The organism is Pararhodobacter aggregans (assembly GCF_003075525.1).
Taxonomy (GTDB): Bacteria; Pseudomonadota; Alphaproteobacteria; order Rhodobacterales; family Rhodobacteraceae; genus Pararhodobacter; species Pararhodobacter aggregans.
In genome coordinates, this window is the sequence record NZ_QDDR01000002.1 from 293,960 (window position 1) to 319,132 (window position 25,173).

General features: G+C 68.2%; 23 protein-coding genes. 9 read left to right on the forward strand and 14 right to left on the reverse strand.

Translation table 11 applies throughout. The features are described from left to right. Positions 1-510: 510 nt before the first annotated feature. The 4 genes from DDE23_RS05545 to DDE23_RS05560 all read right to left on the reverse strand — a co-directional run bounded on the left by DDE23_RS05545 (position 511) and on the right by DDE23_RS05560 (position 4,691). Entirely contained in the window at positions 511-1,299 is a 789-nt protein-coding gene (locus DDE23_RS05545) for an FAD binding domain-containing protein (protein WP_107750594.1), read from the reverse strand. A gap of 11 nt (positions 1,300-1,310) precedes the next feature. Then, positions 1,311-3,692, reverse strand: coding sequence for a xanthine dehydrogenase family protein molybdopterin-binding subunit (locus DDE23_RS05550; protein ID WP_107750593.1), 2,382 nt, complete (start codon positions 3,690-3,692; stop codon positions 1,311-1,313). Positions 3,693-3,786: 94 nt separating this feature from the next. After that, positions 3,787-4,203, reverse strand: a complete 417-nt coding sequence (locus DDE23_RS05555) for a hypothetical protein (protein WP_107750592.1) — start codon at positions 4,201-4,203, stop codon at positions 3,787-3,789. Then, positions 4,200-4,691: a (2Fe-2S)-binding protein gene (locus tag DDE23_RS05560; RefSeq protein WP_107750591.1), complete on the reverse strand. Its 492-nt coding sequence runs from the start codon at positions 4,689-4,691 to the stop codon at positions 4,200-4,202. Before DDE23_RS05560 ends, DDE23_RS05555 begins: the two co-directional genes overlap by 4 nt. 212 nt (positions 4,692-4,903) lie before the next feature. Between DDE23_RS05560 and purQ the strand changes: the two genes are divergently transcribed. From purQ to DDE23_RS05575, 3 genes are read left to right on the forward strand one after another with little or no spacing between them, the layout of a single operon-like run. Next, the gene (gene purQ / locus DDE23_RS05565) at positions 4,904-5,572 is read left to right on the forward strand and encodes a phosphoribosylformylglycinamidine synthase subunit PurQ (protein WP_107750590.1); all 669 of its coding nucleotides are present in this window, start codon (positions 4,904-4,906) and stop codon (positions 5,570-5,572) included. Between the two features lie 57 nt (positions 5,573-5,629). Then, positions 5,630-7,414 carry a sensor histidine kinase gene (locus DDE23_RS05570; protein ID WP_107750589.1) on the forward strand — a complete coding sequence of 595 codons (1,785 nt, stop codon included), beginning with the start codon at positions 5,630-5,632 and terminating at the stop codon, positions 7,412-7,414. A 60-nt stretch (positions 7,415-7,474) separates the two neighbouring features. Continuing rightward, positions 7,475-8,857, forward strand: coding sequence for a sigma-54-dependent transcriptional regulator (locus DDE23_RS05575; protein ID WP_107750588.1), 1,383 nt, complete (start codon positions 7,475-7,477; stop codon positions 8,855-8,857). Between the two features lie 182 nt (positions 8,858-9,039). Here the strand turns inward: DDE23_RS05575 and DDE23_RS05580 are convergent, their stop codons facing one another. The 5 genes from DDE23_RS05580 to DDE23_RS05600 form a co-directional block, all read right to left on the reverse strand. Next, entirely contained in the window at positions 9,040-9,966 is a 927-nt protein-coding gene (locus DDE23_RS05580; RefSeq protein WP_107750587.1) for an ABC transporter permease, read from the reverse strand. Further along, on the reverse strand, positions 9,959-10,969 hold the full coding sequence (locus tag DDE23_RS05585) for an ABC transporter permease (RefSeq protein WP_107750586.1): 1,011 nt from the start codon (positions 10,967-10,969) through the stop codon (positions 9,959-9,961). Before DDE23_RS05585 ends, DDE23_RS05580 begins: the two co-directional genes overlap by 8 nt. A gap of 73 nt (positions 10,970-11,042) precedes the next feature. After that, positions 11,043-12,749 carry a peptide ABC transporter substrate-binding protein gene (locus DDE23_RS05590; protein WP_107750585.1) on the reverse strand — a complete coding sequence of 569 codons (1,707 nt, stop codon included), beginning with the start codon at positions 12,747-12,749 and terminating at the stop codon, positions 11,043-11,045. Beyond that, on the reverse strand, positions 12,746-13,819 hold the full coding sequence (locus DDE23_RS05595) for an ABC transporter ATP-binding protein (protein ID WP_107750584.1): 1,074 nt from the start codon (positions 13,817-13,819) through the stop codon (positions 12,746-12,748). The genes DDE23_RS05590 and DDE23_RS05595 overlap by 4 nt, the downstream gene beginning before the upstream one ends. Next, on the reverse strand, positions 13,816-14,835 hold the full coding sequence (locus DDE23_RS05600; RefSeq protein ID WP_107750583.1) for an ABC transporter ATP-binding protein: 1,020 nt from the start codon (positions 14,833-14,835) through the stop codon (positions 13,816-13,818). Before DDE23_RS05600 ends, DDE23_RS05595 begins: the two co-directional genes overlap by 4 nt. Before the next feature lie 310 nt (positions 14,836-15,145). On the opposite strand from DDE23_RS05600, the gene argE reads away from it, so the two are divergent. From argE to DDE23_RS05630, 6 genes are all read left to right on the forward strand, one after another. Beyond that, positions 15,146-16,318 (forward strand): acetylornithine deacetylase, encoded by a 1,173-nt coding sequence (gene argE, locus DDE23_RS05605; RefSeq protein WP_107750582.1) that lies wholly within the window; start codon positions 15,146-15,148, stop codon positions 16,316-16,318. Continuing rightward, positions 16,315-17,001: a type 1 glutamine amidotransferase gene (locus DDE23_RS05610; protein ID WP_107750581.1), complete on the forward strand. Its 687-nt coding sequence runs from the start codon at positions 16,315-16,317 to the stop codon at positions 16,999-17,001. Before argE ends, DDE23_RS05610 begins: the two co-directional genes overlap by 4 nt. Further along, positions 16,998-18,311: an NAD(P)/FAD-dependent oxidoreductase gene (locus tag DDE23_RS05615; RefSeq protein WP_107750580.1), complete on the forward strand. Its 1,314-nt coding sequence runs from the start codon at positions 16,998-17,000 to the stop codon at positions 18,309-18,311. Before DDE23_RS05610 ends, DDE23_RS05615 begins: the two co-directional genes overlap by 4 nt. A 78-nt stretch (positions 18,312-18,389) precedes the next feature. After that, a complete protein-coding gene (locus DDE23_RS05620; RefSeq protein ID WP_107750579.1) occupies positions 18,390-19,562 on the forward strand; it encodes a M20 aminoacylase family protein in 1,173 nt (390 codons plus the stop codon). Positions 19,563-19,567: 5 nt separating this feature from the next. After that, positions 19,568-20,737, forward strand: a complete 1,170-nt coding sequence (locus DDE23_RS05625) for an amidohydrolase (protein ID WP_107750578.1) — start codon at positions 19,568-19,570, stop codon at positions 20,735-20,737. Between the two features lie 12 nt (positions 20,738-20,749). Then, positions 20,750-21,910 carry a M20 aminoacylase family protein gene (locus DDE23_RS05630; RefSeq protein ID WP_107750577.1) on the forward strand — a complete coding sequence of 387 codons (1,161 nt, stop codon included), beginning with the start codon at positions 20,750-20,752 and terminating at the stop codon, positions 21,908-21,910. Positions 21,911-22,170: 260 nt separating this feature from the next. On the opposite strand, the gene DDE23_RS25690 is transcribed toward DDE23_RS05630, so the two are convergent. Genes DDE23_RS25690 through DDE23_RS05655 form a run of 5 tightly spaced genes read right to left on the reverse strand, consistent with a single transcriptional unit; the run spans position 22,171 to position 24,994 of the window. After that, positions 22,171-23,160, reverse strand: coding sequence for an energy transducer TonB (locus DDE23_RS25690; protein WP_107750576.1), 990 nt, complete (start codon positions 23,158-23,160; stop codon positions 22,171-22,173). Next, a complete protein-coding gene (locus tag DDE23_RS05640; protein ID WP_107750575.1) occupies positions 23,157-23,555 on the reverse strand; it encodes an ExbD/TolR family protein in 399 nt (132 codons plus the stop codon). The genes DDE23_RS25690 and DDE23_RS05640 overlap by 4 nt, the downstream gene beginning before the upstream one ends. Beyond that, positions 23,552-23,932: an ExbD/TolR family protein gene (locus DDE23_RS05645; RefSeq protein ID WP_238149910.1), complete on the reverse strand. Its 381-nt coding sequence runs from the start codon at positions 23,930-23,932 to the stop codon at positions 23,552-23,554. Before DDE23_RS05645 ends, DDE23_RS05640 begins: the two co-directional genes overlap by 4 nt. Beyond that, a complete protein-coding gene (locus DDE23_RS05650) occupies positions 23,925-24,563 on the reverse strand; it encodes a MotA/TolQ/ExbB proton channel family protein (protein WP_107750574.1) in 639 nt (212 codons plus the stop codon). The genes DDE23_RS05645 and DDE23_RS05650 overlap by 8 nt, the downstream gene beginning before the upstream one ends. Next, positions 24,560-24,994 carry a hypothetical protein gene (locus DDE23_RS05655; RefSeq protein WP_133239523.1) on the reverse strand — a complete coding sequence of 145 codons (435 nt, stop codon included), beginning with the start codon at positions 24,992-24,994 and terminating at the stop codon, positions 24,560-24,562. The genes DDE23_RS05650 and DDE23_RS05655 overlap by 4 nt, the downstream gene beginning before the upstream one ends. Positions 24,995-25,173: the final 179 nt, after the last annotated feature.

Consider the following 25,173-nt stretch of genomic DNA (forward strand, 5'->3'; position numbering starts at 1 on the left):
TCTCTGGCTTCCTGCGGGGGGCCGTCTGGTCTGCCTGTGATGCGGTCTCAAGGCTCTGTCCTGGAGGATCGAGGCTTATGAGCTGCGCTGCCGCCTCGCCTTCTGGATGGAGCTCTTCGGCGGACCTTGGCGGACACTTGCTGTCGCAGCCCGGTGAGCAGAGGGCCGCGCCCTTATCTCAGGAAAAAAGACAGAGGGGTGTATCCCGTCAAGGCTCTGCAGAACCTTCGGGAGGGTCGGAGGTGCGTATTTCTGGCAAGATGATGCCTTTGGCTAGCGTCGGCTCCTCATCGGGAGGCAATGGCGCGCCAAAGGATGTGCCAATGGATCAGGAGGTGCGGGCCTTGGGCTTGCGGCAAGGCCAGCGGTCTTGCCTCGCCCGTCACGAGATCACACTCGCTAACGGGGTCTCGGCCTGTCCGTCAGAGGCGCGGCCTTCGGGGCTCGCGTCGAGGGGCCGGGCGTAGCAAAGGCCGGGCGGCAGGGCGTTTCCCCGCCGCCCGGTATGTCTCAGCGGGCCGCGGTCACGGCGCGGCGGGTCATCACGGCGCAGAGATGCGCGCGGTAAGCGGGCGTGCCGTGCAGGTCGCCCATCATGCCGTCCTCCGGCAGCGAGAGGCCGTTCAGCGCCTCGGCCGTGAAGGAGCGGCTCAGCGCCTCCTCGGCTTCGGTCCAGCGGAACACGCCGCCTTCCGAGGCGCCGGTGATCGCCACCCGCACCCCGTCGCCATACTTCGCGACATAGGCCCCGGTCAGGGCGAAGCGCGAGGCGGGCTGCTGGAACTTGGCGTAGGCCGCTTTCTCGGGCACCGGGAACTTCACCGCGGTGATGATCTCGCCCGGCTCAAGCGCCGTCTCGAACATGCCGGTGAAGAAATCGTCGGCGGCGATCTCGCGGTTGTTGGTGACGATGGTCGCGCCCGACCCCAGCGCCGCCGAAGGATAGCAGGCCGAGGGGTCGTTGTTGGCGAGCGACCCGCCGATGGTGCCGCGGTTGCGGACCGCCGGATCGCCGATGCCCCCGGCCAGCGCCGCCAGCGCCGGATAGGCCGAGGCGACCTCGGCCGCCACCACCGCATGCGGGGTGGCGCCGCCGATGACCAAGAGCCGGCCTTCCATCGACACGCCTTTCAGCGCGGCGATCCCGGTCAGCGAGACCAGCACCCCCGGCGCGTTCAGGCGCTGTTTCATCGAGGGCAGCAGGGTCTGCCCGCCCGACAGCGGCTGTGCATCCTCGCCCCCCAGCGCGGCGACCGCCTCGTCCAGGGTGCTGGGTTTCACGAAGTCGAAATTGTACATCGGGACCTCCCTCAGTGCTTCTGCATCGCCGCCCAGACCCGGGCGGGCGAGACGGGCATGTCGATATGCGTCACATGGTCATAACCGCCCCGGTGCAGCGCGTCGATGACCGCGTTGACCACGGCGGGCGGCGAGCCGATGGCCCCGGCCTCGCCGCAGCCCTTCACCCCCAGCGGGTTGTGGGTGCAGGGCGTCTGGCAGGAATAATCCACGTTGTAGAACGGCACGTCATCCGCCCGCGGCATGGCGTAATCCATGAAGGACGCCGAGGTGAGCTGCCCGTTCTCGTCATAGGTCGTGTTCTCGCACAGAGCCTGACCGATGCCCTGTCCGACGCCGCCATGCACCTGACCCTCGACGATCATCGGGTTCATGATGTTGCCGAAATCGTCGGCGCAGTGGAAGGCCACGACCTGCACCTTGCCGGTGTCGGGATCGACCTCGACCTCGCACAGATAGGCGCCCGCGGGATAGGTGAAGTTGCCCGGATCGTAGAAGGCGGTTTCCTCCAGCCCCGGTTCCAGCGTCTCCAGCGGGTAATTGTGGGGGACATAGGCCGAGAAGGCGATCTCGCCGAAGGTCTTGGCCTTGTCGGTGCCGGCAACCGAGAAGGTGCCGTCCTTGAACTCGATGTCGCCCTCGGCGGCTTCGAGCATATGGGCGGCGATCTTCTTGCCCTTGGCGATGATCTTGCCCATGGCCCGGTCGATGGCCGAGCCGCAGACCGCCAGCGAGCGCGAGCCGTAGGAGCCCATGCCGAAGGGGATCTTGGCGGTGTCGCCGTGCACGATCTCGACCGAAGTCGCGTCGACGCCGAGCTTTTCGGCCACGATCTGGGCGAAGACGGTTTCATGGCCCTGCCCGTGGCTGTGGGCGCCGGTCATGACCGAGATGTTGCCGGTGGCGTTCACCCGCACCGTCGCCGCGTCATAGAGGCCGACGCGCGAGCCCAGCACACCCACCAGGTTCGAGGGCGCGATGCCGCAGGCCTCGATCCAGGTGCTGAGGCCCAGACCCCGCAGCTTGCCGCGCGCCTTGGCCTCGGCCGCGCGGGCTTCGAACCCGGCGAGGTCGGTCATTTCCAGCGCCTTGTCGAGCGTGGCGTGGTAATTGCCGGTGTCGTAGACCAGCCCGACGGGCGTGGTGTAGGGGTACATGTCGGGCGTGATGAAGTTCTTGCGCCGCACCTCGAACTGGTCGAGGCCAAGCTCGCGGCACATCTTGTCGATCACGCGCTCAAGGCTGAAGGTCGCCTCGGGCCGGCCGGCGCCGCGATAGGCATCGACGGGCGCGGTGTTGGTGAAGACGGTCTTCACGTTCACATAGACCTTCGGCACCTTGTAGGGCCCGGCCATCAGCGTGCCGTGCAGGAAGGTCGGCGTCGCGGTCGAGAAGTTCGACAGATACGCGCCCACGTTCGCCAGCGTCTCGGTCCGGAAGGCGAGGAAGGTGCCGTCCTTCTCGCAGGCCAGTTCGATCTTGGTCACATGGTCGCGGCCATGGGCGTCGGACAGGAAGCTCTCCGAGCGCTCCGCCGTCCAGCGCACCGGGCGCTTCAGCTTCTTCGCGGCGGCCAGCACCACGGCTTCTTCACCGTAATGATAGATCTTCGAGCCGAAGCCGCCGCCCACGTCGGGCGCAACGACCTGCAGCTTGTTTTCCGGGATGCCCATGACGAAGGCGGCGATCAGCAGCCGGGTCAGGTGCGGGTTCTGGGACGTGGTGGTCAGCTTGTAATCGCCGGTGCCGGGGAAATACTCGCCGATCGAGGCGCGGGGCTCCATGGCGTTGGGCACGAGGCGGTTGTTGACCAGTTCCAGCGTGGTGACATGGGGCGCGGTCTTGAAGACCTCGTCCACCGCGGCGCGGTTGTCCTCGATCCAGCCCCAGTCGAAGCAGAGGTTGTCGGGGATCTCGTCATGCACGCGGTTCGAGGGATCGGCCACGGCGGCCTTCATGTCGACGATGGCGGGCAGTTCGTCGATCACCGTATCGGCGGCCAGCTGTTCGGCCGCGTCCTTGGCCTGGGCATAGGTCTCGGCGATGACGGCGGCATAGGCGTCGCCGACATGGCGGACCTTGCCATGCGCCAGCACGGGGCGCTTGGGTTCGCGCATCGGCGTGCCGTCGCGGCTGTTGATCAGCCAGCCGGCGGGGTTGCCGCCCACGTCCTTGAAATCCTGGCCGGTGAAGACCGCCAGCACGCCGGGCATCGCCTCGGTCGCGGCGGTGTTGATGGACACGATCTTGCCGTGCGCTACGGTCGAGCGGCAGAAGACCGCGAAGGTCTGGCCGTGCAGGTTGAGGTCGTCGGTATAGACGCCGCGTCCGGTGAGGAAGCGGATGTCTTCGCGCCGCTTGGTGCTGGCGCCGATGCCACCGTCTTTGGGCATGGAATCCTCCCTTTGTGTCTGATGGGCGCGCCCGGAGCGCGCTGCCTGTCTCACGGATCAGCCGGCCGCCGCCTGATGCACGGCCGGTCGGGGGTTATTTCGTGGCGCCGCCCTGTGCCGGCATCCCGCCGTTCCAATAGCCGGTGATGCCGTCGGCGACCGCCGCACGATCCTCCTCGGCGCCGGTGCCATGGGCGGTCAGAAGCGCCACGCCGACATGATTGTCGCGGTAGGGGCAGGCGATATCGACATCGACGCCGCCCGGTTCGAGGCCATAGGCATCGACCGACCAGACCCCGGCCTGGATCACCGCCCCGGGGGTGCCGGTCGCGGTCGCATAGGCCGAGAGCGCTGCCAGCGCCTGAGCCATGCAGGCCTCGGGCGCGCCGCCGTCTCCCAGATCGTGGACGTAGAAGCCGTCAGCACGACCTTCTCCCGGCATCGCCAACACCAGACCCGCCGCCAGAAGCGGCAGGAGGGCAAGGGAACGCAGGGCGGGAAGGCGGATCATTCGGCCGCGACGCCCAGGGTCGAGACATCCTGCCCCGAGGCCGCCAGCACCGCCTTGACGATGTTGTGGTAGCCCGTGCAGCGGCAGATGTTGCCTTCCAGATAATGGCGGATCTCGGCCTCGGAGGGCTTGGGGTTCTCGGCCAGAAGGGCGGCCGAGGACATCACCATGCCCGGCGTGCAGAAGCCGCATTGCAGGCCGTGGTGGTCCTGGAACGCCTGCTGGACGGTGCCCAGCGAGCCATCCTCGTTGGCCATCCCCTCGATGGTCGTCACGCTGGCGCCGTTCACGTCCTGCGCCAGAACCGTGCAGCTTTTCATCGCCTTGCCGTCCACATGCACGACGCAGGCGCCGCATTGGCTGGTGTCGCAGCCCACGTGGGTACCGGTCAGACCCAGCTCCTCGCGCAGGAACGACACCAGAAGCGTCCTCCCTTCGGCCTCGCCCGACATGGACCGGCCGTTGACGGTCAGTGTAACCTTGGTCATGTATCCCTCCCTTCGGATGGCGGCATGTAAGCACGGGCCGCCAGACCGCGATATGCCACCTTAGGACTAATTCCCCGGTCTTGGACAGAGCCAGGCGAGAGGCGCGGGCGGCGGGTCGGCGCATGGGGCGGGCAGGGGGCCGGTTTTCCCTTTTCTTGGACGCGGCAACGCAGTATGGCAGGCCCATCCCCAGCCCCCACAGGAGACGCCGCATGAAGGCCGCCGTCATCACCTTCCCGGGTTCCAACTGCGACCGCGATCTGGCCGTCGCCTTCGAGGCCGCCGGCGCCGAGGTGACCCGCGTCTGGCACAAGGACGCGGCCCTGCCGCCCGGCACCGATGTGGTCGGCCTCCCCGGCGGCTTCAGCTTCGGTGATTACCTGCGCTGCGGCGCCATCGCCGCCCGCTCGCCCATCGCTTCGGCGGTCGTGGCCCATGCCCGGAAGGGCGGCTATGTGCTGGGGGTCTGCAACGGCTTCCAGGTGCTGGTGGAGACGGGTCTGCTGCCGGGTGTCCTGATGCGCAACGCGGGCCTCAAGTTCATCTGCAAGCCGGTGGCGCTGGAAGTGGCGAGCGCCGACAGCGCCTTCACCCAGGGCTATGCCAAGGGCGCCACGGCGATCATCCCGATTGCCCACCATGACGGCAATTACCAGGCCGACGCCGAGACGCTGGCGCTGCTCGAGGGCGAGGACCGCGTGGCCTTCCGCTATGTCGAGAACCCCAACGGCTCGCAGCATTCGATCGCCGGGATCCTGTCCGAGAACCGTCGCGTCCTCGGCATGATGCCGCACCCCGAGCGCGCGGTCAGTGCGCAGCATGGCGGGACCGATGGTTCGGCGCTGTTCCAGGGGGTTATGGGCGCTCTGGCGCTCACCTGAGGGGCCCCCGTGCCGCGGCGCCTTGAGGCGCCGCACGCGCGCCCCTAGTATGCCGCCATGAGCGACACTTCCCCGACCCCCGCCTCGGCGGCGCCCCTGCGGCTTGGCCTGCCCCCATGGGGCAAGGCCATCGTCGGGCTGCTGATGGTGGTGGCAGTCGCCGTGGTCTGGGTGATGGACGATTGGCTGAGCGAAAGCTTCACCGTCGACACCCGCAACCGGGCCCAGCTGCGCCTTGTCCTCTATGCCGGGAACATCGAGGCCGAGTTGCAGCGCACCCAGGTGGTGCCGATCCTTTTGTCGCGCGACCCGGTCCTGCGCGAGGCGCTGCGTTCGGGCAATTACACGACCATCTCGCAGATCTTCATCTCGCTGCAGCAAGAGGTCGGCGCGGCCTCGATCGAGCTTCTGGACACCGCGGGCCGGGTGGTCGCCGCCACCGACCGCAACCGTCTGGGCACCCAGCGCGGCAACGAGGCGCTGTTCGTCGATTCGCGCCGTCTGGTCGATGGCAGCGGCAATAACGAGACGCTGTTTGCCGTGCAGGCCCGCGATTCCGGCGGCTATGGCTTCGCCTATGCCCGCGCGATCCGCGAGGGCGGGCAGATTCTGGGCGTCATCACCGTCGAGGTCGATCTGGCCAAGTTCGAACGCTCCTGGTCGGGGCTTCTGGATGCGGTGGCGCTGATTGACAGCGAAGGGCGGATCATCCTGTCCACCCAGCCCCGCTGGCGCGGCCGGACCGAGGCCGAAGCGCTGTCGATGCGCGACGCCCCCACCGCCATCGAACGGGCGCTGCGCTACACCGCCGATCTGGCGGGCCGCGGCCCCGATGCGTTCCTGTCGAACGAGGCGGTGCTGCGCTCGGAAACCCGGGTCCAGCACCGCGGCTGGCGGCTGATCAGCTACACGACCTATGACGGCGTGCGCGAAAAGGTGAACGGCGTGCTGGCGCTGGTCATCATGGGCTTCGCCATCCTGCTGGCGATGGTCTTTTACCTCTTCTCGCGCCGCGCCTGGTCGCAATCGGCCCGGCTGGAACAGGAATCGCTGGAACTCAGGCAGCTGAACCTGCGCCTGCAACGCGAGATCGCCGCCCGCGAAAAGGTGCAGAAGGAGCTGAACGTCGCCGAACAGACCCTGGCGCAATCCTCGAAACTGGCGGTGCTGGGCGAAATGTCGGCCGCGGTCAGTCACGAACTGAACCAGCCGCTCGCCGCGATGAAGACCTATCTGGCGGGCGCGCGGCTGCTGATGACCCGGCGGCGGGGCGAGGAGGCGCTGGTCAGCTTCCAGCGCATCGACGACCTGATCGACCGGATGGGCGCCATCACCCGCCAGCTGAAAAGCTTCGCCCGCAAGGGCGGCGACGCCTTCGAGCCGCTCGACCTGCGCGATTGCGTGACCGAGGCGCTGACCATGATGGAACCGCGCCTGCGCGAACGCCGGGTGCTGGTGGTTCGGACATTGCCGAAGGAACCCGTCACGGTGATGGGCGACCGGCTCAGGCTGGAACAGGTCATCATCAACCTGATGCGCAACGCGGTCGATGCGACCCGCGCCGTCAACGCGCCGCAGATCGACCTGATCCTGACCCAGGGCGATACAGTGACGCTGACCATCAAGGACAACGGCACCGGCATCGCCGATATCGGCAAGGTGTTCGAGCCCTTCTACACCTCGAAAAAGGCGGGCGAGGGCGTGGGCCTTGGCCTCGCCATCTCCTCGGGCATCGTCGCCGATCACGGCGGCAGGCTGACCGCGCGGAACCTGCCCGAGGGCGGCGCCGCGTTCGATATTGCGTTACCGGTACTGGCCAATGCCGGACAATCGGCGGCATAACCCCTATATTGGCTCAGCGGGTCGTGGACCCGCCGCCGCATGACCATCAGGAGAGACTGTATGAGCGCTCCGGAAAGCGCCCCCAAGCTGGACCCCGCCACCGCGCCGCTGGCCGGCCGCACGCCAACCCGTGTTGCGGTCATCGACGACGAACAGGACATGCGGGCCTCGATCAGCCAGTGGCTGTCGCTCTCGGGGTTCCAGCCCGAGACTTTCGGCAGCGCCGAAGAGGCCCTGGCGGTGCTGGGTGCCGATTTCCCCGGCATCGTCGTCTCGGACATCCGCATGCCGGGCATGGACGGGATGGCGCTGTTGAAGCGGTTGATGGGGATGGACGCGGGCCTGCCGGTGATCCTGATCACCGGCCATGGCGACGTGCCGATGGCGGTGGAGGCGATGCGCCTCGGCGCCTATGATTTCCTCGAAAAACCCTTCGATCCCGAACGGATGGCCGATCTCGCCCGCGGCGCGCTCAAGGCCCGCGGTCTGGCGCTGGAAAACCGCGCGCTGAGGCACGAACTGTCCGATGGCAGCACGATCATGCGCCGCCTGGTCGGCCAGTCGCCCGAGATGGTGCGCCTGCGCGAGGATATCCTCGATTACGGCCAGGCCGACGGCCATGTGCTGATCGACGGCGAGACCGGGACCGGCAAGACGCTGGTGGCCCATGCGCTGCACGCAGTAGGCCCCCGCGCCGGGCGCAAGTTCGTCGCCGTCTCCTGCGCCGGGATCGAGGACGAGGCGCTGGCCGCCAAGCTCTTCGGCCCGGTCGAGGCCGGCGGCCTGCCGCTGGTCGAGGAGGCGCGGGGCGGCACGCTCTGCCTTGAAGACATCGAATCGCTGAGCGCCGCGCTGCAGGGTCGCCTGCTGACCTTCATCAACGACCAGCCCGCGCCCCCCGCCACGCGGATCGTCGCCATCTGCAACGACCACAAGCCCGGTCGGACGCTGGAGGATGTGCTCCGGCCCGACCTCTATTACCGGCTGGCGGCGATGAAACTGACCCTGCCGCCGCTCAGGACCCGGGGCGAGGATATCCTCGCGCTCTTCAAGAGCTACGCCAGCGATTACGCCGAGGAATACGGCTGCCCGGCGCCCGATCTCTCGGCGCAGGATGCGGCCTATCTGTTGCAGGCGCCCTGGCCCGGCAACATCCGGCAGCTGGTGTCCATCGCCGAGCAGAGCGTGCTGCAAAGCCGTCGCGGCACCGGCTCGGTCGTGTCGCTGGTGATGGCGGAAAACGAGGCCTCGGGCAGCGCGCTGACCACCGAGGGCAAGCCGCTCAAGGATTACGTCGAGGCTTTCGAGCGGACGCTGATCGACAACACAATGCGCCGCCACAAGGGCTCGATCGTCGCGGTGATGGAGGAACTCTGCCTGCCGCGCCGCACCCTGAACGAGAAGATGGCGAAATACGGCCTCAGCCGCGGCGATTACGTCTGAGCCGGGGCCGCGGCCGCAGAACGACCAGGGGGCAGGGTAAAACCTGCCCCTTCTTTGTTCTGAAAATATCCTCGGGAGGATTTTCAAGGAGGGTGGAAAACCCTCCTTGAAGCAGGGGGTGCGGGGGGCCGCAGCCCCCCGCCTTTTGCGTTCTCCGGGGGCTCCGGCCCCCCGCTTTTCCCTCAGCGGCCCCGGATCCTCGGATCCAGCGCATCGCGCAGCCCGTCGCCGATGTAGTTCACGCTCAACACCGTCAGCGAGATGAACACCCCCGGCAGCATGGCCCGCGAGGGATATTGCTGCAGATAGTCGATCCCGTCATAGACCAGCCGGCCCCAGGTCGGGAAATCCGGCGGGAAGCCCATGCCGAGGAAGCTCAGCGCGCTTTCGGTGATGATGGCGGTGGCGATCATCAGCGTGGCCGAGACCATGACCGGCGACAGCACATTGGGCAGGATATGCCGCAGGATCAGCCGCCGCGGCGGCGTGCCGATCGAGCGCGCGGCCAGCACGTATTCCCGCTCCTTCAGCGCCAGCACATCGCCCCGCACGACCCGCGCCGTGCGCATCCACGAGGTGATGCCGATGGCGGTGACGATCAGCAGGAACATCCCCATCTCGACCCCGAAGACCGCGCTGAGCGGCTGGCGGAACAGCATCGACATGACCAGCAGCAGGGGCAGCAGGGGCAGGGCGAGGAACAGGTCGGTCATCCGCATCATCAGCCCGTCGATGCGGCGGAAGTAGCCCGAAACGACGCCGATCAGCGTGCCGATCAGGATCGACAGCAGCATGGCGACGATGCCCACCGCCAGCGAGACCTGACCGCCCGCCATCATCCGTGCCATGATGTCCCGGCCCAGCTGGTCGGTGCCGAACGGATGCGCCAGGCTCATGCCCTGATTGCGCGAGCGGATGTCGATGAAAGTCGCGTCATAGGGCCAGAACCAGGGCCCGACGAAGCAGAAGAGCACGATCAGCCCGAAGACCAGCGAGCCGGCCAGCGCGCCCTTGTGCACCTTGAACTGGTCCCAGACGTCCCACCACTGGTTGCGCGGCGGGCGGAAGGCGGCGACGTCGAGCGATTTTTCGGGCGCGGTCTCAGTCATAGCGGATCCTCGGGTCGAAGACCGCGTAGAGCAGGTCGGCGATCAGGTTGAAGAGGACGATGAGGATGGCGAAGACCACCGACAGCGTCAGCACCATCGGGATGTCCGAGGCATAGATGGCGGTGATCAGGAGCGCGCCGAGCCCGTTCACGCGGAAGATCTGCTCGGTGATGATGGCGCCGGTAAAGATCGTCGGGATCCCCAGGGCGATGACGGTGATCACCGGGATCATCGAGTTCCTGAGCACATGCACCAGCACCACGACCTTTTCCGTCATCCCCTTGGAGCGGGCGGTGCGGACGTAATCCTGGGTCAGGTTGTCCAGCATCGAGGCGCGCATGAAGCGGGTGATCTGCGCCGCGTTGTAGAGCGTCAGCACGAAGACCGGCATCGCCATCTGCCGCAATTGCAGGCCGAAGTCGTACCAGCTGTCGACCACGAGGGTGGTGTCGTAGATGATCGGGAACCAGCCCAGCCAGATCGAGAAGATCAGCATCAGCAGCGGCCCGGTGAAGAAGGTGGGCAGCGAGAAGCCGACCATCGAGATGAAGGTGCCGGCCTGATCGAACCAGGAATACTGCCGGTAGGCCGAATAGATGCCGATCGGCACCGCCACCATGATCCCGAAGATATAGCTGAGCCCGACCACCCACAGCGTCTGCGGCAGGCGTTGGGCGATGATGTCGCCGACCGGCGAGCGGGTCTGGAACGAGATGATCCGCTGCCCCTCGATCGCCAGCCAGTCGAGCCCGGTCATGTTGGCCAGCACATGGCTGGGTTCCACCACCGAGAAGAGGTAGAGCCATTTGAAGAAGCGGATGTACCAGGCCTCGCCCAGGCCGAGCGCCAGGCGCATCTGTTCGCGCACCTCGGGCGGGATGGTCAGCGGCATGTCGGCCATCGGGTCGCCGGGCGAAAGCTCCAGCAGCAGGAAGATGGCCAATGCGATGAACAAAAGCGTCGGGATTGCCAGCAGCAATCGTCGCAGCGTGTAGTTGAACATGGGGTTCGGCGCCTTGGTTCAGCGTTCCGTGAGGAAAGGACCCGCCCCGTGACGGGGCGGGTCCGGGCTCAGATCACTCGGTCCGGTGCCAGTCGGCAACGTTCCACAGTTCGGAATCCCAGGTGTTCAGCAGCACGCCGCCCAGGGTCACCGAATGGGCCGAGACCCGGCCGCGGTCGACCAGCGGCACGATGACGTAGTTCTGCATCAGGATGTCGTTGAGTTCACGCCCGATGCGGCCGCGTTCCTCGATGCTGGCGGTCTGGGCGAGTTGCAGGTGCAGCTCGTCATAGGCCGGATCGCAGAAGCGGTTGATGTTCTCGCCCTGCCACTGGGTTTCCGGCCGGGGCTCGACGCCGCAGCGATAGGCGCCCAGATACGACTCGGGGTCGGTGCCGTTGAAGTTGTTGGCGTACATTTCCACGTCCGCATAGAACTTCTGGAACGTGTCGGGCGAGCCGGGGTCGCCGCCGAAGAACACCGAGGAGTTGATGTTGCGCAGGTTGGCCTCGACGCCGATCTCGCGCCACCATTGCTGGATCAGGGCCTGGAAGTCCTGACGCACGGCGTTGGTCGAGGTCTGGTAGTCGAGGACCAGGCGGCGGCCGTCGGCGTTCACGCGGATGCCGTCGCCGCCGACCGTCCAGCCGGCTTCATCGAGCAGCGCCCGGGCGCCGTCGAGGTCCTGCACGAGGCAGGCGTCATTGGCGGTCGAGGCGAAGATCGGCGGGGCCGGGACCAGGTTGCAGGTCGGACGACCCGCCTGGCCATAGCCGATTTCCACCAGCAATTCGCGGTCGATGGCCATGCTGAGCGCCTGACGCACGCGGATGTCCGACAGGACCGGATGCGGATGCGCGCGGGTCGAGCGCGTTTCCGGCGGCAGGTCGGGCGAGGGATCGGTGAGGTTCATCTCGATCCGTTCGACCAGCGTGCCGAAGGCCGAGACCGGGACACCGCGGCCGCCCTGGGCCATGGTGGCGATGACGTCGGGCGCCAGCTGCAGGTTCCAGGCGTAGTCCATCTCGCCGGTTTCCATCACCGCGCGCCCGGCCGAGGCCGCATCGCCACCGCCCTTGAGGGTCAGCGTGGCGAAATGGGGCAGGGCGGGATCGCGGTAATTGGGGTTGGCTTCCATCTGGATCACGTCATTGGGACGGAAATCCACGACCCGGAAGCCGCCGGTGCCGATCGGATAGAAGTTCGCTTCGGTGCATTCCGGCGCCCGGGCACCGAGGCAATCGGCGAATTGTGCCGCCTGCAGGATCGGCGACTGGGCCGAGACGAACGGGCCATAGGGCACGGGTTTGGGCACCGAGAAATGCACGGTCACGGTGCGCTCGTCGACGACCTCGACGTTTTCCACGTCCTGATAGCGCGCCGCCTGGGCGCAGCCGCCCTCGGGATGCATGCAATACTGGGCGGTGAAGGCGATGTCGGCCGAGGTCACGGGCGAGCCGTCCGACCACAGCAGCCCTTCGCGCAGCCGCCAGGTGATCGAGGTCAGATCCTCGGCCACGCCGCCGTTCTCGACGGTCGGGATCTCTTCGGCGAGCCAGGCGACCAGTTCGCCGTCCTGATTGTAGCGGGCGAGCGGTTCGATGACCAGCGACGAGGCCTCGACGTCCTTCGTGCCACCCGAGAGATACGGGTTCATGATGGACGGCGCCTGCCAGTAGATGATGTTCAGGTGACCGTCCTCGCCACGGTCGGCCCAAGCCGCCATGGGCGCGAGCGCCAGTGCGGCAGCCGCCCCGTACAGGGCACTTCTGCGTTTCATGCAACCTCTCCTTGTTGGGTTTTCATTTGATTGTGCTCGGCCTCGGCGCCGCCGGTTCGTCCGGCGGTCTGTGGATGGGAAACCAGATGGCAGGCGACGAAATGCCCCGGTACCGCTTCGACCGTCTCGGGGTCGAGCTGGTGGCAGATGTCCATGACCTTGGGGCAGCGGGTGCAGAAGTTGCAGCCCTTGGGCGGGTTGGCGGGCGAGGGCACGTCGCCCTTCAGCACGATCCGGTCCTTGCGCCGCTCGAGCGAGGGGTCGGGTTCGGGCACCGCCGACAGAAGCGCCTCGGTATAGGGATGGAGCGGGTAATCGTAGAGGCGGCTCACCGGAGCCAGTTCGACGATCTTGCCCAGATACATGACCGCCACCCGGTCGGCGATGTGGCGCACCATCGACAGGTCATGGCTGATGAACATGTAGGTCAGGCCGAACTGATCCTGCAATTCCTCCAAGAGGTTGACCACCTGCGCCTGGATCGACACATCCAGCGCGGCGATGGGTTCGTCGCAGACGATGAAGCGCGGGTTCAGCGCCAGCGCCCGGGCGATGCCGATCCGCTGCCGCTGGCCGCCGGAAAAGGCATGCGGATAGCGGTTGGCGAAATCACGGTTCAGGCCGACCGCGTCCATCAGCTCGTAGATGCGGGCCAGCTTCTTCTTGCGGTCCCAGTTGGTGTGCTCGTCCAGCGGCTCGCCGATGATGCCGGCGACGGTCATCCGGGGGTTGAGGCTGGCCTGCGGATCCTGAAACACCATCTGCATGGCCGGGCGCTTCTTGCGCAGAACTTCGGCCGGCAGCGTGGCGATATCCTCGCCGTCGATGCGGATCGAGCCCGCCGTCGCCTCGTAGAGCCTGAGAACCGCGCGGCCGGCGGTGGACTTGCCGCAGCCCGATTCGCCCACCACGCCCAGCGTCTCGCCTTCGAAGATATCGAACGAGATCCCGTCCACCGCCTTCACCGCCCCCACCTGCCGCCGCAGGATGCCGCCCAGAATGGGGAAGTGCATCTTGAGGTCACGAACCTCGACCAGCTTGCGGCGGTCGGTCTGCGGGGTTTCGGTCATGCGGGGGCCTCGGCGGCGGTGAGGGGATCGGCGGTGGTGTGGTCCCAGTGACAGGCCACGTCATGGGCATGGCCGATGTCGCGCCGGGCCGGGTTCTCGCGGCCGCAGCGGTCGAAGGCATGGGCGCAGCGGGCGGTGAAGGGGCAGGCGGCGGGCTGGCGGGTCAGCATCGGCGGCTGGCCCTCGATCACCCGCAGCTTGGCGTCGCGCGCCCCGTGCATCTTCGGCATGGTCTGCAAGAGAGCCCGGGTATAGGGATGCGCCGGATTGGCAAAGACCTCGCGCACCGGGCCATGTTCCGCGACCTGACCGCCATACATCACCATCACCCGGTCGGCGATGCCGGCGATCACGCCCAGATCATGGGTGATCCAGATGATCGCCATGCCCAGCTTCTGGCGCAACTCCTTCACCAGTTCCAGAATCTGCGCCTGGATGGTGACGTCGAGGGCGGTCGTCGGCTCGTCCGCGATCAGCACCTTGGGGTCGCAGGCCAGGGCGATGGCGATCATCACCCGCTGCCGCATCCCGCCCGAGAACTGGTGCGGATAATCGCCCAAGCGGCGCCTTGCATCGGGGATCCCGACCAGCTCCAGCAGTTCGACCGCCCGGTTGCGCGCCTGCGCCTTGGACATGCCCAGATGCTTGCGCAGCGGCTCGCACAGCTGGAAACCCACGGTGAAGACCGGGTTGAGCGAGGTCATCGGGTCCTGAAAGACGAAGCCCACCTCGCGGCCCCGGACATTGCGCAATTCCTCGGCGCCGATCTTCAGGATATCGCGTCCGCCCAGCATGACGGTGCCGGACCGGACCTCGGCCGGGGGCGAGGGCAGGAGGCCCAGAAGCGACATCATGGTCACGGATTTGCCCGAGCCCGATTCCCCCACCACGCCGAGCAATTCGCCGGGCCTGAGGTCGAAGCTGACGGAATTGACGGCATGTACCTCGCCTGATCGCGTGGCAAAAACCGTCTTAAGGTTCTTGACATCAAGAACCGGCGTTGCCCCGTCGGGCATGCGCATCTCCCTGTTTGTTCTTATCCCGGCCATTTTTGACTCGGGTTGTTATGCGACGAGATTGGCAACATTCATCTGGTACGGCAAGATGAAATCCGCGCTGTTATACGCTTGTAGAACGTGCGGATTTGCTCATCTATTGGGCGGAATGCGAAGCTGGGGGCGCGAAACTGCCTGCCGTCACGTCAGAAGATTGCGCCTTTTGTGCGCTTGACCTCTTGATCCGGGCGGCGCGAGGATGCGCCCGTTGACGACCCCGGCCCGGGTGCAGACCCAGGGCCCCAGACCCGAACGAGAAGCGGAGAATCCCATGACCAGCCCCGGCGACCGCCCCCTCGGTCCGCGCGAGATCCTCGAACGGCTGGTGGCCTTTCCCACCGTCAGCCGCGACACCAACCTGCCGCTGGTCGAGTGGTTGCAGGGCTATCTGGCGGGGCAGGGGATCGACAGCCACCGGGTGATGTCGCCCTGCGGCACCAAGGCGCATCTCTATGCGCAAGTCGGACCCGAGGCGCCGGGCGGCGTGATCCTGTCGGGCCATACCGATGTGGTGCCGGTCGACGGGCAGGCCTGGACCAGCGATCCCTGGCAGGTGGTCGAGAAGGACGGCAAGCTCTATGGCCGCGGCACCTGCGACATGAAGGGCTTCGACGCGCTGGCGATCTGGGCTTTGGTCAGGGCCGCGAAAGCGCCGCTGACGAAGCCCCTGCAGCTGGCGCTCAGCTATGACGAGGAAGTGGGCTGCATGGCCGTGGCGGATCTGGTCGAGGCGATGATCGCCTCGGACCTGCCGCGCGCGGACTCGGTGATCGTGGGCGAGCCCTCGATGATGAAGGTGGTGACAGGCCACAAGGGCGGCGTGGGGATCAGGGTCCATGTCCGGGGCTTCGAGGTGCATTCCTCGCTGCAGCCCTATGGCGTGAGCGCGGTGATGGAGGCCGCGCGGCTGATCGACTGGTGCAACGACCGCAACGCCGAGAACGCGGCGGCGACGCCGTCGGAGATGGCGGCGGTGTTCGATCCGCCGTTTTCCACCCTGCATGTCGGCGTCATCAATGGCGGGACCGCGCATAACATCACCGCCAAGGATTGCGAGTTCCTGATCTCGGTCCGGCAGGTGCCGGGCGATACCGGCTGGGGCGAGAAGATCGTCGAGGCCGCGCGCGCCATCGAGGCGGGGATGCAGGCGATCCGGCCCGAGACGGGGATGGACCTCAGTTCCGTCTTCGGCGTGCCGCCGCTGACCCCCGAACAGGGCGGCCCGGCCGAGGAACTGGCCCGGCGGCTGACCGGCGACAACGGCCAGCATGTCGTCAGCTACGGCACCGAGGGCGGGCAGTTCCAGGTGCGCGGCTATTCGGCGGTGGTCTGCGGGCCGGGCGACATCGCCCAAGCGCATCAGCCCGACGAATTCCTGACGCTGGAGCAATTCGCCGCCGGGCAGGCCTTCATGGAAAAGCTGGTCGACGATCTCTGCCAATGAGCCGCATCCTGTTGATCGAACACGGCTATGACGGGCCGACGCCCGACCGTGTGCGGCTGTATCTGGAGCGGACGGGCCGCCCCTACGAGGTGCTGCGCCCCTATCAGGGCGACGCCTTGCCCGACAGCATGGCGGGCATCGCCGCCGCCGTCATCTATGGCGGCGGGCAGGAGATCTACCAGACCGACCTCTACCCCTATCTGGCGGGCGAACACGCCTTTGCCCGCCGGGCGGTGGCCGCGGATGTGCCGCTTCTGGGCCTTTGTCTGGGGGCGCAATGCATCGCCTATGCGCATGGGGCCGAGGTCGCGCATCGTTCCGACGGCGCCTATGAATTCGGCTATTACGCGCTGACGCCGACCGAGGCCGGGCGCGCGCTGTTCCCGACCCCGCCGGTCATGCCGCAATGGCATTGGCACGGGTCCGGCGTGCCCGAGGGGGCCGAGGTTCTGGCCGCCTCGCCGCTCTTTCCCAATCAGGCGTTCCGGCTGGGTTCGGCCTGGGGGTTCCAGTTCCACCCTGAGGTCACGCCCGACCTCATGCGCTACTGGCAGGGGCTGGAGGCTGCGCCCTGGGGCAGACCCGGCGCCCAGACCCGGGCCGAACAGGACGCGCTGATGGCCCGTCACGACGCCGAGATCGACCGCTGGTTCAACGCCTTCCTCGCCCGGTTCTTCGCATGAACGACTTCCCCTTCCACAACGGCCTGCCCCCGGAACACCGCGCGCCGATCCCCCTGGCCTGCGATGTGGTGGTGATCGGCGGCGGCATCGCCGGGATCAGCACCGCCTGGGAGCTGGCGGGCAAGGGATTGCAGGTGGTGCTCTGCGAGAAGGGCCTTGTCGGGGCCGAGCAATCGGGCCGCAACTGGGGCTGGATCCGGGTGCAGGGCCGTGACCCGGCCGAGATCCCGCTGGTCATCGAGGCCAAGCGCCTCTGGTCCCGCTGGGCCGAGCGGCTGGGCCCCGATCTGGGCCATCGCATTGTCGGCGTCACCTATCTGGCCGAGAATGACCGCGACCTGGCCGAGCATGAGGCTTTCATGACCCATGCCAGGGCCCATGATCTCGACACCCGCCGCCTGTCCGCCGCCGAGACGCAGGCGCTGATCCCCGGCGCGACCGAGGGCCGCTGGCTGGGTGCGCTGCACACCCCCTCCGACGCGCGGGCCGAGCCCTGGGTCGCGGTGCCGATGATGGCCCGGGCGCTGGCACAGGCGGGCGTGGCGATTCGCGAACATTGCGCGGTGCGGGCGCTGGATATCGAGGGCGGGCAGCTGAGGGGCGTCATCACCGAGGAAGGCCGCATCCGCGCCGATTCGGTGGTGCTGGCGGGCGGCGCCTGGTCGTCCCTGCTGCTCAGGCTGCACGGGCTGAGCATCCCGCAACTGTCGGTTCTGGCCTCGGTCGGCGCGACCGAGCCGCTGCCGCTGATCCATGACGGCAACGCCTCGGACAATGAGGTGGGGTTCCGCCGTCGTGCCGATGGCGGCTATTCGCTGGCCGCGCCCAATTCGCATGTCATGCCCGTGGGCCCCGATGCCTTCCGCCATTTCGGCGCCTATCTGTCGATCCTGAAGAAGGAATGGCGCACCACGCGGCTCAGGCCGGGCGCGCCCCGCGGCTGGCCCGATGCCTGGACCACCCCCCGCCGCTGGACAGCCGAGGACCGCAGCCCCTTCGAGGTGACGCGCATCCTCGATCCCGGGCCCGACGCCAAGGCGCTGGCCAGCGCCGCCAGTGCCTTTTCCGCCGCCTTTCCGCAGCTGGGACCGATCCGCTACCGCGCCACCTGGGGCGGGCTGATCGACACGATGCCGGATGTGGTGCCGATCCTCGATCAGGTGCCGGGCCTGCCCGGACTGGTCCTGGGCACCGGGCTGTCGGGGCATGGCTTCGGGATCGGGCCCGCCGTGGGGCGGGTGCTGGCGGAGCTGGCGACCGGGGGCGATCCGGGGCACGATCTGTCGGCCTTCCGCTACGGCCGGTTCTGAGCCGGGGCGCGCAGAGCAGCCTTGCGATACGGCCCGATCCGCGCCACGTTAACATGTGAAGAACCCGAAGGAGCCGCCATGCCAATCCGCAACCGCCTCGCCGAACTTCACCCCGAGATCACCGCCTGGCGCCACGATCTGCACGAGAACCCCGAACTGATGTACGACCTGCCCCGCACCTCGGGCGTGGTGGCGGCCAAACTGCAGGAGTTCGGCTGCGACGAGGTGGTGCCGGGGATCGGCGTGTCCGGCGTGGTCGGCGTGATCCGCGGGCGCAAGACGGGTTCGGGCAAGGTCATCGGCTTTCGCGCCGACATGGACGCGCTGCCGATCACCGAGGCCACGGGCCTCGGCTTTGCGTCGAAGACCCCCGGCAAGATGCACGCCTGCGGCCATGACGGCCATACCTCGATCCTCTTGGGCGCCGCCAAGTATCTGGCCGAGACGCGGAATTTCGACGGCACCGTGGTGCTGGCCTTCCAGCCCGCCGAAGAGGGCGGGGCAGGCGGCAAGGCGATGGTCGATGACGGGCTGATGGACCGCTGGAACGTGCAGGAGATCTATGGCCTGCACAACATGCCCGGCGAGCCGGTCGGCACCTTCGCCATCCGCGAGGGGGCGCTGCTGGCCTCGGCCGATGAATTCGAGATCACGGTGACGGGCAAGGGCGGCCATGCGGCGATGCCCCATGCCGCAATCGACACGACGCTGGTCGCCAGCCATATCGTCATCGCCCTGCAATCCATCGTCGCGCGCAACATCGACCCCTTGGGCTCGGTCGTGGTGACGGTGGGCAGCTTCCACACCGATTCGGTCGTCTCGAACGTCATCGCCCATGAGGTCACGCTCAAGGGCACGGTCCGCACGCTGGACCCCGAGCTGCGCAAGCTGGCGCATGAGCGGATCATGGCGCTGGTGCCGATGACGGCCCAGGCCTATGGCGCCACGGCCGAGGTGGATTTCCGCTGGGGCTATCCGGTGACGATGAACCACCCCGAGCAGACCCAATTCGCCGCCGATTGCGCGGCCGAGGTGGTGGGCGAGGCCAATGTCGACCGCGACACCCGGCCGGTGATGCCCGCCGAGGATTTCGCCTTCATGCTCGAGGCCCGGCCCGGCGCTTATATCTTCCTCGGCAATGGCGACACGCCGATGTGCCACCACCCCGCCTATCGCTTCGATGACGAGGCGATCCCGGTCGGATGCTCGTGGTTCGTGACCCTCGCCGAACGCCGGATGCCCCTGGAGTAACGCCCATGCCCGTGAAGAACCGTTTCGCCGACTGGCTGCCCGAGATCGCCGCCTGGCGGCAGGATTTCCACGCCCATCCCGAATTGAGGTTCGACCTTCCCCGAACGTCGGGCCGGGTCGCCGAGCTGCTGCGCAGCTTCGGGGTGGACGAGATCACCGAAGGCGTCGGCCAGTCCGGCGTCGTCGCGGTCATCAGGGGGCGCCAGACCGGCTCGGGCCGGGTGCTGGGTTTCCGCGCCGACATGGACGCGCTGCCGATCCATGAGGCGACGGGCCTGCCCCATGCCTCGACCGAGGCGGGCAAGATGCATGCCTGCGGTCATGACGGCCATACGGCCATGCTGCTGGGCGCGGCCAGATATCTGGCCGAGACGCGGAATTTCGACGGCACGGTTGTCCTGGCCTTCCAGCCGGCCGAGGAGATGGGCGGCGGCGCCAAGGCCATGGTCGAGGATGGGCTGATGGAGCGCTGGGGCATTCAGGAGGTCTACGGCCTGCACAACCGCCCGAACCAGCCGCTCGGCTCCTTCGCGGTGAAGCCCGGCCCGGTGCTGGCGGCGGCCGATTTCTTCGAGATCGCGGTGCGCGGCAAGGGCGGCCACGGGGCGATGCCGCATCTGGCGGCGGACACCACGCTCGCCGCCGCCGCCGTGGTCATGGCTCTGCAACAGGTGGTGGCGCGCAATGTCCCGGCGCTGCAACCGGCGGTCCTGTCGGTCACCGGCATGGCGACCGACACGATGGCGCATAACGTGATCCCTGATGCGGTGCGGCTGACCGGCACCGTGCGGACCTTCGACGTGCCGACCAAGATGCTCATCAAGGAGCGCATCGCCGCCATCGCCCGCGCCACCGCCGAGGCCTATGGCGCCACCGCCACGCTGACCTATCAGGACGGCGTGTTGCCCACGATCAACTCGGGCCCCGAGGCCGAGGTGGCGCTCTCCGCCGCGCAGGCCGTCTCGGCCGAGATCGACACGGCTTTCGAGCCCTCGATGGGCGGCGAGGATTTCGCCGACATGCTGGCGGTGCGCCCCGGGGCCTTCGTCTTTCTCGGTATCGGCCCCTCGGCCGATCTGCACCACCCGGAATATGAATTCAACGACGAGGCGATCCCGGCCGGTTGCTCCTGGTTCGCCACGCTTGCCGAACAGCGCATGCCGCTTTCGGCCTGAAAGGAGACAGACATGCCCGTCAAGAACCGCTTCGCCGAATTGCTGCCCGAGATCACCGCCTGGCGCCGCGATTTCCACGAGAACCCGGAACTTCTGTTCGACACCCACCGCACCGCCGGCATCGTCGCCGAAAAGCTGCGCGCCTTCGGCTGCGACGAGGTGACGGAAGGCATCGGGCGCACCGGCGTCGTCGGGGTGATCCGGGGCAGGGCCCAGGGCTCGGGCAAGGTGATCGGGCTGCGCGCCGACATGGACGCCCTGCCGATCTATGAGGCGACGGGGGCCGAGCACGCCTCGAAGACGCCGGGCAAGATGCACGCCTGCGGCCATGACGGGCATACGGCGATGCTGCTGGGCGCCGCCAAGTACCTGGCCGAGACGCGGAATTTCGACGGGACCGTGGTGGTGATCTTCCAGCCCGCCGAAGAGGGCGGCGGCGGCGGCAAGGTCATGTGTGATGATGGCTTGATGGAGCGTTGGGGCATTCAGGAGGTCTACGGCATGCACAACATGCCGGGCCTGCCGCTGGGCAGTTTCGCGATCCGCGAGGGCGCCTTCTTTGCCGCCACCGACACCTTCCGGATCGAAGTCGAGGGGCTGGGCGGCCATGCCGCCAAACCGCACGAGACCATCGACACAACGGTCGTCGCCGCGCAGATGGTGACGGCCCTGCAGACCGTGGCCAGCCGCAACCACGATCCGGTGAAGAATCTCGTCGTCTCGGTCACCTCGTTTCGCACCGAATCCGAGGCTTTCAACGTCATCCCCCAGCATGTCGAGCTGAGGGGCACGGTGCGGACCATGGACCCCGAGACCCGCGCCATGGCCGAGAAACGCATCACCGCGCTCTGCACCGGCGTCGCCGCGGCCTTCGGCGCCGAAGCGCGGGTCGAGTATATCAAGGGCTATCCGGTGATGGTGAACAGCCCCGAACAGACCGAGTTTGCGGCCCGCGTGGCCGAGAAGGTCGCGGGATCCTGCGCCCCCGCACCCCTGATCATGGGCGGCGAGGATTTCGCCTTCATGCTCGAGGAGCGTCCGGGCGCCTATATCCTGGTCGGCAACGGCGACACGGCGATGGTGCACCACCCGAAATACGATTTCGACGACAATGCGATCCCGGCGGGCTGCTCGTGGTGGGCCGAGATCGTCGAGCAGCGCATGCCGGTTTGACATGACCGGGCTGGCGGAAGCGGGGGGCCAGCCCCCTCGGCTCCCGGCCGCGCCACGGGCGCGGCGTTCGAGGCTGAAACGCGCCACTGGCGCGTTTCCGAGACGCCGCTCACCCCCCTTTGGAAACCCCCGAGGATATTTAGAGAACAAAGATGAAAGTTAAGAGGGCGTTAAGCCGCCTTCTTTGTTCCCTAAATATCCTCGGGGGTGAATTGGCCGCAGGCCAAGAGGGGGCAGACGGCCCCCTCTCTTTTTCCCTCTCAGCGTCCGACGAATTCGAACGAGAATTGCCGTTGCGCGCCGTCGGGCGGGGCGGGGAACGGGGCGGCGCGGCGGATGTGGTCGAGCGCCGCCTGATCCAGCGCGGCGCTGCCCGAGGCGCGGGCGATCTGCACCCCCGCCAGCCCGCCGCCTGCACCGATGGTGAAGGCGACCACCGCCGTGCCCCGCGCGTTGACCCGGGCGCGGCGGACCCGCTGGATGCGCTGCATCACCTGGCCCGGGTAGTTCGAGGCCGCGGCATTGCCCGGCGCGGCGGCCGCCGCCTGTCGGGGAGCGGCGCGGGCTGCCGTGGCCTGTTGCTGGCCCTGGTCCGAGCCGCGCCTCGCGTCGCGGTCGGAATCGCCCGCGGACTGGGCGGCGCTGGCCTGTTGCGGCGGGCGCCGGGTCTCGGGGTCGGGGCGGCGTTGCGGACGGGGGGTGTCGGCGGCGGCGATCTGCACCTCGACCTCGGGTGTGGGGGCGGTGGTCGGCGGGGTGACGGGCGCGGCGGCGGCGAGGGGTGTGGCTTGCGTCGCGGCGGGCGGGGTGGCGGGCGAGCTTGCCACCGGGGTCGCGGCGGGGGCGGCGGTCACCGTGGGGGTCTCGCTGGCCGGGGGGGCGGTTTCGGGCGCGGTTTCGGCCTGGGTCCGGGGCGCGGCGACCGGGGGTGTTGCCGGGGCCTCGACCGCCTCGGTCGCGGCCGGGGGCGTGTCGCTGGTCGCGGCCCGGGGCGCCACCGGGGGCGGTGTCGGGGCGGCTTCGGCCGGGGTTTCCGGCACAGCCTCGGCCGCCTGCGAGGGCAGGGCGCCGCGGGTGAAGTCGCGGAAATCATTGCCGAGCGCGGCGATCTCGGCCACGCCGCCGCCTTCGATCATCAGCGACTCGCCGCGCCCGGCGAAGCCCGCCAGCACCGCGGCATGGGCGGCGAGCGACAGGGCTCCGGCGACGACCAGCGCCGGCCAGGCGGGTTCGGTGCGGGCAAAGCTCATTCGAGGGCCCTTTCTCCCAACAGGACGACCCGTTCCGCCCCGGCGCCGCGCAGCCCCTCGGCGAGGGACACGACCAGCGCCGCGGGCGCCGCCCGGTCGACCAGCAGGCGGGCGACGCGCGGTTCGGGCAGGGTTTCCAGATAGGCCAGCGCACCCGCTTCGGGCGTGTCCGGCCAGTCGATGCCGTCGATGCGCAGCCCGCCCTCGGCGGTGATGACCAGCGCCTCGGGCGGGGCGCGGGTTTCCAGCTCGGCGATGCTGACCAGCGTCACCGAGGGATCGGGCGAGGGGGCGATGGTCCCGGCGATCAGGAAGAAGATCAGCATCAGGAAGACGATGTTGATAAGCCCGATGGTCGGCTCGCCCTTGCTGCGGGTGGGTGTGGCGGCTCTCATCCTAGCACCCGCACGGCGAAGGGCGCCCCGCGCAGCGCGGCCAGGATATCGACCAGGCGCTGCGCCTCGACGCCCTCGGCCAGCGCGATCAGCGCCGTGCCTTCGGGTCCGGCAAGCTCGGTCAGCGCGGCGCGGAGGTCCTCGAGCGGGATGTCGCGGGCGTTGAGGCGCAGCGACTCGGCGCCGAGCTGGACAAAGGCGGGCGGCGTCTCGGCGCTGCCCGCGCCCTGCGGCGCAGCGGTCAGCTCCAGCTCGCCCAGCTTGGTGAAGGTCGAGGTCAGCATGAAGAACAGCAGCAGCAGGAAGATCACGTCGATCAGCGAGGTAAGCGACAGGCCGCGCCGTCGGGGCGCGGGCATCAGGCGGCTGTCAGCCATGACCGAGGCCGGCGCAGAGGGCGGTGTCGATGATCCGCTCGGACATCGCGGCCTCGCGGGCGATGCGGGCGTCGAACCAGCTGAGGATCAGCGAGGCGGGCATGGCCACGGCCAGGCCCACGGCGGTGGTCAGCAGCGCCACCCAGATCCCGCCCGCCAGTGCCGAGGGATCGACGGCCGCGCCCGCCGCTTGCAGGCCCTGGAAGGCCTCGATCATGCCCAGCACCGTGCCGAAAAGGCCCAGCAGCGGCGCCACCTGCGCCACGGAATCGAGCAGCCTGAGCCCGGCCGAGAGTCGCGCGAGACGGGCCGCGGCCTCGCCCGTGAGGCGGGCGCGGAGCGCGGCCTCGTCGTGCTGGCCATCGCCGGCGGCATCGAGCGCGAGCAGGGTCACCGGCCCCAGATGGCTGGGCGCGGTCTTGGCCTGCTGACGGGCCTCGGTGGCGGCGCCGCGGTCCCAGGCGGTCAGCGCCCGGTCCAGCGCGCCGTGGCGTCCGACGCCGAGGCGCAGGAATTGCCAGATCTTGGCCAGGATCAGGGCCAGGGCCACCAGCGACATGGCCAGCAGCACCATGACCACCGGGCCGCCGAGTTCCGCGACATTGGCGACGGCCTCGAACAGCGCGTTCATTGCAGCACCTCGATCGGCGTGACGGAGCGGGCTTCGATCGCCGCGCCGCAGCCCTCGGGCTCACAGGTGCTGACGCCGTTGATCAGCAGCCGCGAGACGCCCTCGCAGGTGATGCCGCCGATCTCGAAACTGCGGACCCGCATGCGGCCCGCGGGCAGGTCCTGCAGGTCCAGCAGCGTCATCGTCGCGACCCGCCCCTCGGTGTCGAAGAGCACTGCCTCCAGCACCAGCCGGTCGATATCGGCCTCGGTCCCGTTCTGGCCGACCAGCACGAACTGGCAGGCGCCGTCCCGGGGGTGGATGGCGTTCAGCTCGACGCTGACCGCCGGGGTGGTCTGATCGGGGGCGGATTGGGCAGGAGCGGATTGGGCGAGGGCGCTCTGCGCGGCGAGCATCAGCGCGCCGCAGAGGGCGGGGAATCGGACAGCCATCATGACCTCGGCTTGCAGGGTAAGGATCTGGCTGGCACGATGGCTGGCGGGGACCGCGGAAACGAATTTTCCGCTTGCATGTTTCGGCTAGGATACCTAACAGATTTTGTCAAGTAACCGCGCCCTCTTCGGCGCGACCGCGCAATCCAGCCTTTCGCCAGACGCGCCTGCCCCCGCTG

What these genes read in the sequence shown, in the direction of transcription:
- DDE23_RS05545 (WP_107750594.1), bottom strand. Translation starts at nt 1,299, where the DNA reads ATGTACAATTTCGACTTCGTGAAACCCAGCACCCTGGACGAGGCGGTC.
- DDE23_RS05550 (WP_107750593.1), bottom strand. Translation starts at nt 3,692, where the DNA reads ATGCCCAAAGACGGTGGCATCGGCGCCAGCACCAAGCGGCGCGAAGAC.
- DDE23_RS05555 (WP_107750592.1), bottom strand. Translation starts at nt 4,203, where the DNA reads ATGATCCGCCTTCCCGCCCTGCGTTCCCTTGCCCTCCTGCCGCTTCTG.
- DDE23_RS05560 (WP_107750591.1), bottom strand. Translation starts at nt 4,691, where the DNA reads ATGACCAAGGTTACACTGACCGTCAACGGCCGGTCCATGTCGGGCGAG.
- purQ (WP_107750590.1), top strand. Translation starts at nt 4,904, where the DNA reads ATGAAGGCCGCCGTCATCACCTTCCCGGGTTCCAACTGCGACCGCGAT.
- DDE23_RS05570 (WP_107750589.1), top strand. Translation starts at nt 5,630, where the DNA reads ATGAGCGACACTTCCCCGACCCCCGCCTCGGCGGCGCCCCTGCGGCTT.
- DDE23_RS05575 (WP_107750588.1), top strand. Translation starts at nt 7,475, where the DNA reads ATGAGCGCTCCGGAAAGCGCCCCCAAGCTGGACCCCGCCACCGCGCCG.
- DDE23_RS05580 (WP_107750587.1), bottom strand. Translation starts at nt 9,966, where the DNA reads ATGACTGAGACCGCGCCCGAAAAATCGCTCGACGTCGCCGCCTTCCGC.
- DDE23_RS05585 (WP_107750586.1), bottom strand. Translation starts at nt 10,969, where the DNA reads ATGTTCAACTACACGCTGCGACGATTGCTGCTGGCAATCCCGACGCTT.
- DDE23_RS05590 (WP_107750585.1), bottom strand. Translation starts at nt 12,749, where the DNA reads ATGAAACGCAGAAGTGCCCTGTACGGGGCGGCTGCCGCACTGGCGCTC.
- DDE23_RS05595 (WP_107750584.1), bottom strand. Translation starts at nt 13,819, where the DNA reads ATGACCGAAACCCCGCAGACCGACCGCCGCAAGCTGGTCGAGGTTCGT.
- DDE23_RS05600 (WP_107750583.1), bottom strand. Translation starts at nt 14,835, where the DNA reads ATGCCCGACGGGGCAACGCCGGTTCTTGATGTCAAGAACCTTAAGACG.
- argE (WP_107750582.1), top strand. Translation starts at nt 15,146, where the DNA reads ATGACCAGCCCCGGCGACCGCCCCCTCGGTCCGCGCGAGATCCTCGAA.
- DDE23_RS05610 (WP_107750581.1), top strand. Translation starts at nt 16,315, where the DNA reads ATGAGCCGCATCCTGTTGATCGAACACGGCTATGACGGGCCGACGCCC.
- DDE23_RS05615 (WP_107750580.1), top strand. Translation starts at nt 16,998, where the DNA reads ATGAACGACTTCCCCTTCCACAACGGCCTGCCCCCGGAACACCGCGCG.
- DDE23_RS05620 (WP_107750579.1), top strand. Translation starts at nt 18,390, where the DNA reads ATGCCAATCCGCAACCGCCTCGCCGAACTTCACCCCGAGATCACCGCC.
- DDE23_RS05625 (WP_107750578.1), top strand. Translation starts at nt 19,568, where the DNA reads ATGCCCGTGAAGAACCGTTTCGCCGACTGGCTGCCCGAGATCGCCGCC.
- DDE23_RS05630 (WP_107750577.1), top strand. Translation starts at nt 20,750, where the DNA reads ATGCCCGTCAAGAACCGCTTCGCCGAATTGCTGCCCGAGATCACCGCC.
- DDE23_RS25690 (WP_107750576.1), bottom strand. Translation starts at nt 23,160, where the DNA reads ATGAGCTTTGCCCGCACCGAACCCGCCTGGCCGGCGCTGGTCGTCGCC.
- DDE23_RS05640 (WP_107750575.1), bottom strand. Translation starts at nt 23,555, where the DNA reads ATGAGAGCCGCCACACCCACCCGCAGCAAGGGCGAGCCGACCATCGGG.
- DDE23_RS05645 (WP_238149910.1), bottom strand. Translation starts at nt 23,932, where the DNA reads ATGGCTGACAGCCGCCTGATGCCCGCGCCCCGACGGCGCGGCCTGTCG.
- DDE23_RS05650 (WP_107750574.1), bottom strand. Translation starts at nt 24,563, where the DNA reads ATGAACGCGCTGTTCGAGGCCGTCGCCAATGTCGCGGAACTCGGCGGC.
- DDE23_RS05655 (WP_133239523.1), bottom strand. Translation starts at nt 24,994, where the DNA reads ATGGCTGTCCGATTCCCCGCCCTCTGCGGCGCGCTGATGCTCGCCGCG.